Source organism: Arthrobacter sp. TJ-217 (assembly GCF_058269255.1).
Map to the genome: position 1 here is coordinate 21,097 of NZ_JBZCNJ010000003.1, position 13,644 is coordinate 34,740.

A 13,644-nucleotide genomic window follows, 5' to 3' on the forward strand; every position below is an offset into this window, starting at 1 on the left:
CTGAACCTATCGGCTCATGCGGCGGAAAATCAATCGGGTTAGGCGCTGGACTCCAGCTGCCGACCCGCGCTACGTGCCGCCTCCCGCAGGGCTGTCCCGTCCGGACCCGCGGCGAGCACTGCCCGGCTCGACGTCGGAAGCACCGCGGGTAGCGCAGCACCGAAGGTCTCTTCGAGTTCGCGGGCACCGGCCCCCTGGGCGCCGACTCCGGGGGCGAGAATCGGCCCGTTCAGTGCCGCCAGGTTCAGGCCGAGCGAGCGCACCGCCGCACCGACGGTCGCGCCGACGACGAGGCCCACGGATCCCGTCGCCGCCGGCCCGGCGGCTTCCGCGTCCGGCCGGTTACCGTCCGGCGCGTTTTCGGCTGCGGCGGCCCGCAGGACCGACAGGGCCACCGAGTCGCTGCCGCCGGCGTGCTGGATCGATGCCCCCTCGGGGTTCGAGGTGAGCGCGAGGATGAAAACGCCTCGTCCGGTGGCAGCGGCGAGCCTGAGTGCCGGGCGCAGGGATTCGAACCCGAGGTAGGGGTTGAGGGTGACGGAGTCGGCCGCGAGCGGTGATCCTTCCCCAAGCCAGGCTTCCGCGTACGCCTGCATTGTCGAGCCGATGTCGCCGCGCTTGGCATCCGCGATGGTGAGCACATCCTGCTCTGCGGCGCGCGCCAGGAGGGTTTCGAGCACGGCGATGCCGCGGGAGCCGTGCCGTTCGTACAGTGCGACCTGGGGCTTGAGCGCTGCGGCGACCGGCCCGACGGCGTCGAGGACGGTCAATGAGAACCGCTCCAGGCCCTCCGGGGTGTCGGGGAGCCCCCACGCCGCCAGGAGCGAGGGGTGCGGGTCGATTCCCACACAGAGGCTGCCCTTGAGGCCGCGCGCCCGGGCGAGCCGAACCCCGAACGGCTCGCGCGGCTGCGGGCTAGGAGGCATGCTGGGCCGCCGTGGAGGTGCGGAGGTTCGCCGCGTGCTCCTGCAGGCTGGTCACCGACCATTCGAAGGAGCGCATCGCCTCGATCGCCTGGACCGCTGCCCCGACCTCCGGCACCGTGGTGATGACGGGGAGCCCGTAGGAGGTTGCCGCGGCGCGGATCTCGTAGCCGTCGCCGCGCGCCTGCCCGCCCGAGGGCGTGTTGATGATCATGTCGATGCCGCCGCTGGTGATCAGGTCGACGATGGTTCCCTCGCCGTGCGCCCCGGTGCCCTCGGCAACCTTGCGTACGGTGGTGGCCGAGATGCCGTTGCGGCGCAGCACGTCGGCGGTTCCGCCGGTTGAGACGATCTCGAAGCCGAGGTCGACGAGGCGCTTGACGGGCATGATGATTGAGCGCTTGTCACGGTTGGCAACCGAGACGAAGACCTTCCCCTCGATGGGCAGCGCCGCGTTGGCGGCGGCCTGGCTCTTCGCGAAGGCGGTGTCGAAGTACTTGTCGATGCCCATCACCTCGCCGGTGGAGCGCATCTCCGGGCCGAGCAGCGAATCGACAACGGTCCCTTCCGGGGTGCGGAACCGGCTGAACGGCAGGACCGCTTCCTTCACCGATACCGGTGCGTCGAACGGCAGCGAGCCGCCGTCGCCGTGCTCGGGCAGGAGGTGGTGCACGGTGCGCAGGTCGGAGACGCTGACACCGGTCCCGATCAGGGCGGCGGCCTTCGCCAGCTGGACGCCGGTGGCCTTCGACACGAAGGGCACAGTCCGGGAGGCGCGCGGGTTGGCCTCGAGGACGTACAGCACGTCGGAGGCCAGGGCGAACTGGATGTTGATCAGTCCGCGCACGCCAACGCCTTCGGCGATGGCGAGGGTGGCGGTGCGGACCCGCTCGAGCACGTCGGCGCCGAGGGTGATCGGCGGCAGGACGCAGGCCGAATCGCCGGAGTGGATTCCGGCTTCCTCGATGTGCTCCATGATGCCCCCGAGGTACATCTCGGTGCCGTCGTACAGGGCGTCGACGTCGATCTCGATTGCGTCCTCGAGGAACCGGTCGATCAGCACCGGGTGGTCGGGGGTGATCTCCGTGGCGTTGGCGATGTATCGGGAGAGGTTCGGTTCGTCGTAGACGATTTCCATGCCGCGCCCGCCGAGGACATAGGAGGGGCGCACCAGCACGGGGTAGCCGATCTCGTCGGCGATTTTCTTGGCGTCCTCGAAGGACACCGCCGTGCCGTTCTTCGGCGAGATGAGTCCGGCCGTGTCGAGCACCCGGCTGAAGGCGCCGCGGTGCTCGGCGAGGTCAATGGCCTCCGGCGACGTGCCGAGGATGGGGATGCCGGCGTCGGCCAGTTCCTGGGCCAGCTTCAGCGGCGTCTGTCCCCCGAGCTGGACGAACACGCCCATGACGCCGCCGGTGCGCTGCTCGGCCGCGATCACTTCCAGGACGTCCTCGAGGGTGAGCGGTTCGAAGTAGAGCCGGGTGGAGATGTCGTAGTCGGTGGAGACCGTCTCGGGGTTGCAGTTGATCATGACGGTCTCGTGGCCGGCGGCCCGCAGGGCCATCGTGGCGTGGACGCACGAGTAGTCGAACTCGATGCCCTGCCCGATCCGGTTGGGTCCGGAACCGAGAATGATGATCGAGGGCTTCTCGTGCTGCGCAACCTCATCCTCCTCGTCGTAGGAGGAGTAGTGGTACGGGGTGTAGGCGGCGAATTCGGCGGCGCACGTGTCGACGGTCTTGAAGACGGGGCGCACGCCCAGCGCGTGCCGGACGCCGCGCACCACTGCCTCGGGGGTTGAGGTCAGCTGCCCGATCTGCTCGTCGGAGAAGCCGTGGCGCTTGGCGAGGCGGAGCACCGCTTCGGTCACCGCGGGGGCGGAGCGGACCTGCTCGGCGATCTCGTTCAGAAGGACGAGCTGGTCGAGGAACCAGGGGTCGATGGCCGTTGCCTCGAAGACCTCCTCGACCGACGCCCCGCCAAGCAGGGCGCGCTGGACCTGGGACAGCCGCTCGGTCGTCGGGCGGCGGGCGGCCTCGATGAGGCCCGCAACCTCGGACTCCGGGACCGGCGCGAACGAGAGCTGGGAGCCCTTCTGCTCGAGTGAGCGCAGCGCCTTCTGCAGCGCCTCGGTGAAGTTGCGGCCCATGGCCATCGCCTCGCCCACGGACTTCATCGTGGTGGTCAGCGTCGTGTCGGCTGCCGGAAACTTCTCGAAGGCGAAGCGCGGGACTTTCACCACGACGTAGTCGAGCGTCGGTTCGAAGGAGGCAGGGGTCTTCTGCGTGATGTCGTTCGGAATCTCATCGAGGGTGTAGCCAAGGGAAAGCTTGGTGGCGATCTTCGCGATCGCGAACCCGGTGGCCTTCGACGCGAGCGCCGAGGAGCGCGAGACGCGCGGGTTCATTTCAATGACGACGACGCGCCCCGTCGCCGGTTCGACGGCGAACTGGATGTTACACCCGCCGGTGTCGACGCCAACCTCGCGGATGACCGCGATCGAGATGTCGCGCAGCCGCTGGTACTCGCGGTCGGTGAGGGTCAGGGCTGGGGCGACGGTGATCGAGTCGCCGGTGTGGACTCCAACGGGGTCGACGTTCTCGATGGAGCAGACAACCACCACGTTGTCGTTCTTGTCGCGCATCATCTCGAGCTCGTACTCTTTCCAGCCCAGGATGCTCTCCTCGAGGAGGACCTCGCTGGTGGGGCTGTACTGGAGGCCCTGGCCCACGATGCGGCGCAGGTCCGCTTCGGTGTAGGCAAGGCCGGAGCCGAGTCCGCCCATGGTGAACGAGGGGCGGACCACCATCGGGTAGCCCAGGTCATCGGCCGCCGCGAGCGCCTCGTCGAGGGTGTGGATGATCACGGAGCGCGCGGATTCGGCGCCGCAGCGCTCAACGACGCCCTTAAACTTTTCGCGGTCCTCCCCCAGTTCGATTGCGGCGATGTTCGCGCCGATCAGCTCGACGCCGAACTTCTCAAGGATGCCGTTCTTGTCCAGGGCGATGGCGGTGTTGAGCGCGGTCTGCCCGCCGAGGGTGGGAAGGAGGGCGTCGGGGCGCTCCTTCTCGATGATCTTGGCTACCACCTCCGGGGTGATCGGCTCCACATAGGTGGCGTCGGCGAACTCGGGATCGGTCATGATCGTCGCCGGGTTGGAGTTCACGAGGATGACCCGCAGGCCCTCCTCCTTCAGGACCCGCAGGGCCTGCGTTCCGGAGTAGTCGAATTCGGCTGCCTGCCCGATGACGATCGGGCCGGAGCCGATGACCAGGACACTCTTGAGGTCGATTCTGCGGGGCATCAGTTGTTCTCCTGGGTGGTGCGCTGCGTGGCGCTCATCAGCTCGATGAAGCGGTCAAAGAGGTAGGCCGAATCGTGCGGTCCGGCGGCGGCTTCGGGGTGGTACTGCACCGAGAAGGCGGGAAGGTCGAGGCACGCGAGGCCCTCCACCACGTTGTCGTTGAGGCTGATATGGCTGACCTCCACGCGGCCGAACCCGCCCTGGGGCGCTTCGACGGGTCCGTCAAGGGGCGCGTCGACGGCGAAACCGTGGTTTTGGGAGGTGATTTCGACCCTGCCGGTGCGCCGGTCGAGCACCGGCTGGTTGATGCCGCGGTGGCCGTAGGGCAGCTTGTAGGTGCCGAAGCCGAGGGCCCGGCCGAGGATCTGGTTGCCGAAGCAGATGCCGAAGAACGGGATGCCCGCCGCAAGGACCTTCCGCAGCAGATCCACCTGGACGTCGGCGGTGGCGGGGTCGCCAGGCCCGTTCGACATGAACACGCCGTCGGGCCCGGCCTTCGTCAGTTCCTCGAAGGCGGTGTCGGCGGGGAAGACGACTGTGCGCACCCCGCGCTGGGCGAAGTGTTTCGGCGTCATCGTCTTGATACCGAGGTCGAGGGCGGCGACGGTGAAGCGTGGTTCCTCCGTCCAGCCGTGATCGGACGGTTCGACGGTGTAGGCCGAGCCGGCGCTGACCTCCTCGGCGAGGCGGGCACCGGCCATTGAGTCCTGGGACTGCACCTCTTCGAGGAGCCGGGCTTCCGGAGCCAGGGCGGCGGACCCCGAGAAGATTCCCGCCTTCATCGCGCCGCGTTCACGCAGGTGCCGGGTCAGGGCGCGCGTGTCGACTCCCTCAATCCCCACGACCCCCTGCTCGCGCAGCTGATCGTCAAGGCTCTGTTCCGAACGCCAGTTCGAAGGGCGGCGGGCGGCGTCGCGCACGATGTACCCGGCAACCCAGATGCGGCGGGACTCGGCGTCGTCGGCGTTCACGCCCGTGTTTCCGATGTGGGGTGCCGTCTGCACCACGAGCTGCCGTGCGTAGGAAGGATCGGTGATGGTTTCCTGGTAGCCGGTCATGCCCGTGGCAAAGACCGCCTCGCCGAGGGCCGTTCCCTCGGCGCCGTAACTGCTGCCCCGGAAGGTCCGTCCGTCCTCAAGGACGAGCAGCGCGGGGCTGGCGGACGAGTTCGTAAGTGTCACTTGGACTTCCTGCCTTTGATGACGTCGGTTGTGTCTATGCCAGGTGCGAGTGCCGCCACCGCGGCGAGCAGCTGGGTCTTGTCGGAGGCGTGCCGGGTGCGGAAGCCCGTGTCGACCTTCTGCCCCCCGAGCAGCCAGGTCAGCAGGACGAGTCCGTCCTTCTCGACGAACTTGCCCGCCATGCCGCGCTCGAACCGCACGCCGGTCAGCGCCTCGCGGGGGATGAAGACGTCGGGGGCGCCCCTGCGGGCCAGCAGCACTCCGGTGGGGTGCACTGTGGCTACTGCCTCCGACCGGAGTCCCAGCCCGTGCACGGCGATCCGGTCGAGCCAGTCCCCGGCGGTGGTGGTTGCAACGTACTGGCCCTCGGCCTCGAAGAGGACGCGGCCCGGGTCGGCCGGCACCGGAGGAGGGGCGGCAACCGCTGACTGGCGGCGCAGCCGCCCACGCCAGCCCAGCGCCATCAGGCCGGCGATGAGCACTATGATTCCTGCCGCGGCTGCGACCGGTCCTAACCAATCCACGCGGATTCCTCTGCAGCTGAAACGAACGGTGTGTTGAGGGCTCCATCGAGGACGGTGGGGTGCCCGCGGTAGAACGTGGCGACGACCCGGCCGGGAAGTTCGAGCCCGGCGAACGGGCTGTTGCGTCCCATTGTTGCCATTTTATGGGGGTCGACCGTCCAGCGCGCATTCGGGTCGACCAATGTGAAGTTCGCCGGTTCGCCCTGCTCCAGCGGCCGGCCCTGGTGCCCGAGGCGCCCGATCTCGGCGGGGCCGACGGAGGTGACGCGGGCGAACCCCGCCCAGTCGAGCAGGCCCGTTTCGACCATGGTGTGCTGCACCACCGACAGCGCGGTTTCAAGGCCCGTCATGCCCATCGCGGCCTGCGCCCACTCGCACTCCTTGTGCTCGCTCGGGTGCGGGGCGTGGTCGGTTCCGACGATGTCGATAGTGCCGTCGGCGAGCGCCTCGCGCAGCGCCTGGACGTCCGTTGAGGTGCGCAGCGGCGGATTCACCTTGTACACCGGGTCGTAGCTGCGGACCAGCTCGTCGGTCAGCAGGAGGTGGTGCGGGGTGACTTCGGCGGTGACGCGGATGCCGCGGGCTTTCGCCCAGCGAAGGATCTCCACGGAGCCCGCCGTCGAGACGTGGCATACGTGGAGCCGGGAATCCACGTGCTGGGCGAGGAGCACGTCGCGGGCAATGATGCTCTCCTCCGCGACGGCCGGCCATCCGGCAAGCCCGAGGACGGCGGACACCTCGCCTTCGTTCATCTGCGCTCCCTCGGTGAGCCGGGGTTCCTGCGCGTGCTGGGCGATGACGCCGTCGAACGCCTTGACGTACTCGAGGGCGCGCCGCATGAGCACCGGGTCGGAGACGCAGATGCCGTCGTCGGAGAAGACCCGCACCCGGGCACGCGATTCGGCCATCGCGCCGAGCTCGGCCATGCGTTCGCCGGCGAGGCCGACGGTCACCGCCCCCACGGGCCGGACCTCAACCCAGCCGGCCTTCCGGCCGAGGCTGTACACCTGCTCAACCACGCCGGCGGTGTCCGCCACCGGCATGCTGTTGGCCATTGCGTGGACGGCGGTGAACCCGCCGAGGGCCGCGGCGCGCGAGCCGGTCTCCACGGTTTCGGCGTCCTCCCGGCCCGGCTCCCGCAGGTGGGTGTGAAGGTCGACCATCCCGGGCAGGGCAATGAGGCCGGCCGCATCGACAACGCTGACGTCTCCGCCGCTCGCCCCGGCAGCCGCTGAAGCGCCGACCGCCGCGATGACGCCGTCGCTGACCAGCAGGTCCTGCCGCGCTCCGCCGAGCACCGAGGCACCCTTCACCAGGTACTGGCCGCGGGGGGCCGGTTGTGTGCCGTTCATGGTGCTGGCTCCTTCGTGCTGGGAATCTGGGCGGCGGGGGTTGTGGCGTTCCCGGCCGGCCCGTCGGCGTGGTGGTCTCCGGACAGGAGCAGGTAGAGGGCGGCCATCCGCACCGAGACCCCGTTGCGCACCTGGGCGAGGATCGTGGAGCGGGGCGAATCGGCGGCGGCCGAGGAGATTTCGAGCCCCCGGTTCATCGGCCCCGGATGCATGATGACGGTGTCGTCGAGTCCGAGGGTGTCGAGTGCGTGCAGCCGGCCCTCGTCGAAACCCCAGCGCCGCGAGTACTCGCGGGTGGAGGGGAAGAATGCCGCATTCATGCGCTCGGCCTGGAGCCGGAGCATCATGACGGCGTCGGGCCGTTCGGCGAGCGCTTCATCGAGGTCGTAGCGCACCGTGCACGGCCACGATCCGATGCCCACCGGCAGCAGGGTCGGCGGGCCGACGAGGGTGATGTGGGCGCCCAGCGTCTTGAGCAGCCATACGTTGGACCGCGCAACGCGGGAGTGAAGGATGTCACCGACGATCAGCACGCGCATCCCGGCCAGGTCGGTCCCCTTCGAGGGGTGCCCGGCGAGCCGGGCCCAGTGCCGGCGCAGCGTGAAGGCGTCGAGGAGAGCCTGGGTGGGGTGCTCGTGGGTGCCGTCACCGGCGTTGAGCACGGCGGCGTCGATCCATCCCGACGCCGCGAGGCGGGCCGGTGCGCCGGAGGCGGAGTGCCGGATCACCACGGCGTCGGCGCTCATCGCCTCGAGGGTCTGCGCCGTGTCCTTCAGGGATTCGCCCTTGGACACCGAGGAGCCCTTGGCTGCGAAGTTGATGACGTCGGCGGAGAGCCGCTTGGCGGCCGCCTCGAAGGAGATCCTGGTGCGGGTTGAATCCTCGTAGAAGAGGTTCACCACCGTGCGCCCCCGCAGGGCGGGAAGTTTCTTGATTTCGCGCTCCCCGACGGCCGACATTTCCTCGGCGACGTCGAGCAGGCGCAGCGCGTTGATGTAGGAGAGGTCCTGGGTGGTCAGCAGGTGCCTCACGCGGCCGCCTCGATGACGACCTCGTTGACGGGGGCCCCGTCGCGGGTGTCGATTTCCTCGAGGTACACGCGGACCCGCTCGAAGGATGACGTGGGGAGGTTCTTTCCCACATGGTCGGCGCGGATCGGCAGCTCCCGGTGCCCGCGGTCAACGAGGACGGCCAGGCGGACGATGCGGGGCCGTCCCAGGTCCACTATCGCATCGAGGGCGGCGCGGATGGTGCGGCCGGAGTAGAGCACGTCGTCGACGAGGACCACGACCTTGTCGTCAATGCCCGACGGCGGCAGCTGGGTGGCCAGCGGCGGCCGTGTGGGATTGCGCTGGAGGTCGTCGCGGTACATCGTGACGTCGAGCTGGCCGGTGATGGCTGCGGGGTCGACACCGGGGTTCACCGCAGCGATCTTGCGGGCGAGCCGCTGTGCCAGGGGGAAGCCCCTTCTGGGGATCCCCAGGAGCACGAGGTCGGCGGGCCCCTTGTTGGCCTCGAGGATCTCGTGGGCGATGCGGGTAAGTGCGCGGTCTATATCGGCTTCGGCGAGAACAACGCGCGGTGCGGCTCCGGAATGCGGTGCAGGCACGGTCATAACACGCTTCCTCCTTCCCCGCCTCACTGGACGGAACTTAAAGGGTGGTTGCGCTTTCAAAACTATCACAGCGCCGATGCCGAATAGGGTGTTCCTATGTCGATGAATGACCCGTTGGAAGCCCGCTCGGGCACAGATCAGTTTCAGAGGAACGACTGGTGGGAGCGTTCCACAACCCATCCCGGGCAGCCCGGGCCGCCGCACAATTCCCCCGAGGCACTTGCTCCGGTGTGGAAGGCACCCGTGCGGCGCGGGCCCGGCGCCCTGAACATCGCCCTCATCATTGTCGCCGGGTTCGTGCTTGCCGCGCTGGTCTGGTTCCTTTCCCTCTCGCTCGGGACGACGGCGCTGGTGGTCTGCGCGGTCCTGGCCCTTATTCCGCTGGGCATCTGCGTGCTGGGCCTCCGCTGGATCGACCGGTGGGATCCCGAACCGCGCGGCGCCCTGTGGTTCGCCTTCCTGTGGGGCGCCGGGGTTTCGGTGCTGGTGACCCTGCTGCTGGGAAGCTACGTTGTGGGGCTGCTTGGCGCGGCCCTGAACTCAACCGACACCAATATCATCGGGCCGGTGCTGCAGGCGCCGCTGGTCGAGGAATTCGCCAAGGGCCTGGGCGTGCTCATCCTCGTCTTCTCCCGCCGGAGCCACTTCGACGGGCCTGTCGACGGAATCGTCTATTCGGGAACGGTGGCCGCCGGCTTCGCGTTCACCGAGAACATCCTCTACTTCAGTTCGGCGGTCCAGGAGTCGGGAAGCCTGGGCGGGCTGGTTGGGGTCTTCGTGCTGCGGGGCCTGTTTTCGCCGTTCGCCCACGTCATGTTCACCGCGGCGCTCGGGTTCGTGCTGGGACTCGCTGTGAGCCGCGGAGGGGGTGCCGGGCGGATCCTTCCGGCCTTCGTCCTCGGCCTGCTCCCCGCGATCGCCGGGCACATGCTCTGGAACGGCGGGACCGTTCTGCTGTTCGACGATTTCTTCTCGTTCTACCTGTTCGTCCAGGTGCCGCTGTTCATCGCGGCTGTCCTCTTCGTTCTGATGCTGCGCCGGGCCGAGCGCCGACTTACCGAATCCCGGCTTGGCGACTATGCGTCGGCCGGATGGTTCAGCCCGCAGGAGGTCCACATGCTCGCCACCCGCCCCGGACGCCGGCAGGCGCTGTCGTGGGCCGGAAGCGTGGGCGCCGGTGCGGAGATGGCCGCGTTCATCACGACGGCGGCACGGCTGGCCTTCACACGGCAGCGCATTCTCAGCGGCCGCGGCGCAGCACGGGACGCGGTTCAGGAAGAGCGGAGCCTTCTCGACCAGGCGGCGTTCCACCGCGCGCGGATCTTTTCGATCACCTCGGGAAGGCGGTAGCTCCTACCGGTCCCAATGCCTCTTGGCACCGGGTGAACAACCGTTTAAAATACTGAACATGTGTTCAGCACAGGCGGGGCGGGTGGAAGCGGCCACTGATGACCGGACGAGCCGGGCACGGCTCAGGGACGTCGCCGTGCTGCTGTTCGGGCGCGATGGCTTCAAGGTGAGCGTCAGGGCCATAGCCCGCGAGACAGGCGTCAGCCCGGGACTTATCCTTCACCACTTCGGGTCCAAGGACGGGCTGCGGGCTGCCTGCGACGACTATGTCCTGGGCCGGATCCGGGACTACAAGCGAGAAGCCGTTGCTCCCGGCGGGCCCTCCGAACGCCTGCTCGATCTGGCCGCCCTTGAGGAATCGGCACCGTTGGCTGCCTACGCCCTGCGCTGCCTTCAGGAGGGCGGGCAGGGCGCCAGAGCCTTCCTTGACCATTTCACGGAGGACGCCGAGGCGTGGATCTCCGCGGGGGTCAGTGCTGGAACCATCCTTCCCTCCGTGGATGAGAAGGCACGCGCCCGCTATCTGACAGTGCAGGGGTTCGGAGCGATGCTCCTCGACCTGAACCTCGACGCGCCGGGTCCGTCGGCTGATTTCACTCAAACGTTCCGGGGCTACCTCGCCCGCAACGCGGTGCCCGCCCTGGAACTGTATTCGCAGGGTCTGCTGGCAGACCGCTCAATGCTTCAGGCTTACCTGGCGCGGCTGCCGCATCCGCCGCCGGAAGAACCCGCCCCCTAGACGGCTGCGCGGCGCTGGCGGATGAAGCTGCCGCCCCATCGCCTACCTGGCGATCCACCTCCCTCATTTTTTTCCTTTCCTTCAGGAGCTGGCGATGCCTCCAGTCGTTGAAGTACAGCAACTCACCAAGAATTTCGGGGCGGTCCGTGCGCTCGATGCGCTCGACCTGAGGCTTGAGGCCGGCGAGGTCCACGGATTCCTCGGCCCCAACGGTGCGGGGAAATCGACGACGATCCGGGTGCTGCTCGGGGCACTCAGGGCCGATGCTGGCACTGCCCTGTTGTTTGGGGAGGACCCGTGGGCTAGGGCGGTGAACCTGCACCGCCGCCTTTCCTACGTACCCGGAGAGGTGAATCTCTGGCCCAAAATCACCGGCGGCGAGGCGATCGATCTCCTCCTTGGCCTGCGCGGCGGGGCCGACCGGAGGCGCCGGGACGAGCTGCTGCTCCGGTTCGAGCTCGATCCGTCGAAGAAGACCCGCTCCTACTCCAAGGGCAACCGGCAGAAGGTGGCGCTCGTCGCGGCGCTGGCCAGCGACGTCGAACTGCTGATCCTCGACGAGCCGACCTCCGGCCTCGACCCGCTGATGGAACGGGTTTTCCAGGAGTGCATCCGCGAGGCCGCCGCGCATGGCCGGACGGTGCTGTTGTCGAGCCACATCCTGGCCGAGGTCGAAGCGCTGTGCGACAAGGTGACGATCATCAGGCAGGGCCGCACGGTGCAGTCGGGAACACTCAGCGAGATGCGGCACCTGGCCCGCGCGGCGGTTTCGGTGACCTGCGACGGCGACGCTACAAGCGTTGCGCTGCTTCGAGGGGTCCATGACGTTCAGCGCGAGGGAGACCGGGTGCATTTCACCGTTGAGAACGACGCACTCCCCGGCGTGCTTGAGCACCTGCTGCCGCTGGGCATCACGGCCCTGACCACCACCCCGCCCACGCTCGAGGAGTTGTTCGTCCACCACTACGGCGTGGGTGGCTCGGCGCCGGTGGCAGGGAGCACGCGGTGAGCCGCGCCGTCTCCCGCGCTGCTGCCCACCGCTCCGCTGCCGATCCCGGCCCGCTGACCGGAGCGGTGCGGCTGATCCGCTTCGCCGTGCGCCGCGAACGGGTGCGCATCCCCGTATGGGCGCTCTGCGTGGGAGGCGTCGTCGGCTACTTTGGAGCCGTCATCCCGCTCGCCTACGGAAGCGCGGAGGCGCTCCAGACACGCGCTGCGATCATGAAGGACCCGGCGGGGGCCCTCCTTTCCGGCCCGGGCTACGGCCTCGAGAACTACACGCTCGGAACCATGCTTGCCAACGAAGTGGCGGGAATGCTCGCCATCGCGGTCGGGCTCATGTCGGTGTTCCTTGTCGTCCGGCATACCCGGGCGGAGGAGGAAACCGGGCGCGCCGAGCTCGTCCGGGCCGGTATCGTCGGCCACCATGCCCAGCTGACGGTGGCACTTGCCGTCCTGGCCGGAGCCAACCTGGCCGTTGCGGTAGCGCTGTTCGCGGCGATGGCCGCCAACGGCCTGCGGCCGGTGGACTCGGCGGCCCTCGCGCTGGGTGTCGGACTCGCCGGGGTCGTGTTCGGGGCGGCGGCGGCCGTCACCGCGCAGCTTTCCGCAAGCGCCAGAACGGCCACAGGGATGGCCGGCACAGTAATCGGGGCCGCCTTCCTCCTCCGCGGGATCGGTGATGCCCGGCAGCTCGGTGGGAGTGCGCTGTCCTGGGCCTCGCCCATCGGCTGGGTTCAGCAGACCCGGGCCTTTGTCGAGCTGCGGTGGTGGCCCCTGCTGCTGTGCCTGGGCCTCTCCGCCGTGTTCGTCGTAGCCGCCTATCTTTTGGCAGCCCGGCGCGACATAGGTGAAGGCCTCATCGCCGCCCGGCCCGGACGCCGCGAAGGCACCCGGTTCCTCACCGGTCCGGCAGGCCTCCTAGCCCGGCTCGAGCGGGGCAGCATCACCAGCTGGTGCACCGGCCTCTTCGTTTTCGCCTTCCTGACCGGCACGATGGCCCGTTCCATCGTCAAGAGCTTCGAGTCCCAGCCCCAGCTCGCCGAGGTGATCGGTGGCGTCGACGGCGGTGACGTCCTCCGCGGCGCTCTCGCCGCGTTCCTGAAGTACTTCGCCATGGCCGTCGCGGTCCAGGCGGTGGTGGGCGTGGGCAGGCTCCGCAAGGAGGAGTCCGAGGGACGCACGGCGCTCCTGCTCGCCGCCGGAGCAGGGCGCACGCGTGTGCTCCTGAGCTCGCTGCTCGTGACCGTGGCTTCGGGGGTGCTCCTGCTTGTGGCGTCGGGCTTCGGGCTCGGCGCCGGTGCCTCGCTCAGCTCCGGGGAGCCGCTCACCTGGGAGCTCACCGCCTCATCGCTCGCCTACCTGCCGCTGGTCGTGTGCTTCGCCGGGCTCGCGGCACTCGCCTACGGGCTCGCCGCGGGCACCTGGTGGGTGTGGGCGGTCGTTGTCCTCTCGCTGCTCACCGGCCTTTACGGCACGGTGCTCAACCTTCCGGAGTTCATGCTTGAGGCCGAACCGTTCGGACTGGTGCCGCAGGTGCCGGGCGAGGCTTTCGATCCGGTGCCGCTGGCCTGGATGGCACTCCTGGCAGCTGTCCTGGTGGGCACCGCCGCGGCGGCGCTGAGGAGGCGCGACCTCAATGCGTGAGGCAGCGGGA

General features: G+C 68.9%; 11 protein-coding genes. 4 read left to right on the top strand and 7 right to left on the bottom strand.

The window, feature by feature from the left end; translation table 11 throughout:
• Nucleotides 1-38: 38 nt before the first annotated feature.
• Genes pyrF through pyrR form a run of 7 tightly spaced genes read right to left on the bottom strand, consistent with a single transcriptional unit; the run spans nucleotide 39 to nucleotide 8,899 of the window.
• Nucleotides 39-926, bottom strand: coding sequence for an orotidine-5'-phosphate decarboxylase (gene pyrF, locus AC4D2R_RS05885; RefSeq protein ID WP_490938441.1), 888 nt, complete (start codon nucleotides 924-926; stop codon nucleotides 39-41).
• Complete coding sequence (gene carB, locus AC4D2R_RS05890; protein ID WP_490938443.1) at nucleotides 916-4,227, bottom strand: carbamoyl-phosphate synthase large subunit; 3,312 nt, start codon at nucleotides 4,225-4,227, stop codon at nucleotides 916-918. Before carB ends, pyrF begins: the two co-directional genes overlap by 11 nt.
• Entirely contained in the window at nucleotides 4,227-5,408 is a 1,182-nt protein-coding gene (carA, locus tag AC4D2R_RS05895; RefSeq protein ID WP_490938445.1) for a glutamine-hydrolyzing carbamoyl-phosphate synthase small subunit, read from the bottom strand. The genes carB and carA overlap by 1 nt, the downstream gene beginning before the upstream one ends.
• Complete coding sequence (locus tag AC4D2R_RS05900) at nucleotides 5,405-5,932, bottom strand: PH-like domain-containing protein (RefSeq protein ID WP_490938447.1); 528 nt, start codon at nucleotides 5,930-5,932, stop codon at nucleotides 5,405-5,407. Before AC4D2R_RS05900 ends, carA begins: the two co-directional genes overlap by 4 nt.
• Nucleotides 5,920-7,284 carry a dihydroorotase gene (locus AC4D2R_RS05905; RefSeq protein WP_490938449.1) on the bottom strand — a complete coding sequence of 455 codons (1,365 nt, stop codon included), beginning with the start codon at nucleotides 7,282-7,284 and terminating at the stop codon, nucleotides 5,920-5,922. Before AC4D2R_RS05905 ends, AC4D2R_RS05900 begins: the two co-directional genes overlap by 13 nt.
• Entirely contained in the window at nucleotides 7,281-8,315 is a 1,035-nt protein-coding gene (locus tag AC4D2R_RS05910; protein WP_490938451.1) for an aspartate carbamoyltransferase catalytic subunit, read from the bottom strand. The genes AC4D2R_RS05905 and AC4D2R_RS05910 overlap by 4 nt, the downstream gene beginning before the upstream one ends.
• Nucleotides 8,312-8,899: a bifunctional pyr operon transcriptional regulator/uracil phosphoribosyltransferase PyrR gene (gene pyrR, locus AC4D2R_RS05915; RefSeq protein WP_490938453.1), complete on the bottom strand. Its 588-nt coding sequence runs from the start codon at nucleotides 8,897-8,899 to the stop codon at nucleotides 8,312-8,314. The genes AC4D2R_RS05910 and pyrR overlap by 4 nt, the downstream gene beginning before the upstream one ends.
• A 96-nt stretch (nucleotides 8,900-8,995) precedes the next feature.
• Here pyrR and AC4D2R_RS05920 point away from each other — a divergent pair, with 96 nt between their 5' ends.
• The 4 genes from AC4D2R_RS05920 to AC4D2R_RS05935 all read left to right on the top strand — a co-directional run bounded on the left by AC4D2R_RS05920 (nucleotide 8,996) and on the right by AC4D2R_RS05935 (nucleotide 13,634).
• On the top strand, nucleotides 8,996-10,249 hold the full coding sequence (locus tag AC4D2R_RS05920; RefSeq protein ID WP_490938455.1) for a PrsW family intramembrane metalloprotease: 1,254 nt from the start codon (nucleotides 8,996-8,998) through the stop codon (nucleotides 10,247-10,249).
• A 58-nt stretch (nucleotides 10,250-10,307) separates the two neighbouring features.
• Nucleotides 10,308-10,988 carry a TetR/AcrR family transcriptional regulator gene (locus tag AC4D2R_RS05925; protein ID WP_490938457.1) on the top strand — a complete coding sequence of 227 codons (681 nt, stop codon included), beginning with the start codon at nucleotides 10,308-10,310 and terminating at the stop codon, nucleotides 10,986-10,988.
• Between the two features lie 94 nt (nucleotides 10,989-11,082).
• Nucleotides 11,083-11,997, top strand: a complete 915-nt coding sequence (locus AC4D2R_RS05930; protein WP_490938459.1) for an ABC transporter ATP-binding protein — start codon at nucleotides 11,083-11,085, stop codon at nucleotides 11,995-11,997.
• The gene (locus AC4D2R_RS05935; protein ID WP_490938461.1) at nucleotides 11,994-13,634 is read left to right on the top strand and encodes an ABC transporter permease; all 1,641 of its coding nucleotides are present in this window, start codon (nucleotides 11,994-11,996) and stop codon (nucleotides 13,632-13,634) included. Before AC4D2R_RS05930 ends, AC4D2R_RS05935 begins: the two co-directional genes overlap by 4 nt.
• The last annotated feature ends 10 nt before the right edge of the window (nucleotides 13,635-13,644 follow it).

Coding starts and splice junctions, on each gene's coding strand:
- AC4D2R_RS05920 (WP_490938455.1), top strand. CDS start 8,996: ATGTCGATGAATGACCCGTTGGAAGCCCGCTCGGGCACAGATCAGTTT.
- pyrF (WP_490938441.1), bottom strand. CDS start 926: ATGCCTCCTAGCCCGCAGCCGCGCGAGCCGTTCGGGGTTCGGCTCGCC.
- carB (WP_490938443.1), bottom strand. CDS start 4,227: ATGCCCCGCAGAATCGACCTCAAGAGTGTCCTGGTCATCGGCTCCGGC.
- AC4D2R_RS05905 (WP_490938449.1), bottom strand. CDS start 7,284: ATGAACGGCACACAACCGGCCCCCCGCGGCCAGTACCTGGTGAAGGGT.
- AC4D2R_RS05925 (WP_490938457.1), top strand. CDS start 10,308: ATGTGTTCAGCACAGGCGGGGCGGGTGGAAGCGGCCACTGATGACCGG.
- pyrR (WP_490938453.1), bottom strand. CDS start 8,899: ATGACCGTGCCTGCACCGCATTCCGGAGCCGCACCGCGCGTTGTTCTC.
- AC4D2R_RS05930 (WP_490938459.1), top strand. CDS start 11,083: ATGCCTCCAGTCGTTGAAGTACAGCAACTCACCAAGAATTTCGGGGCG.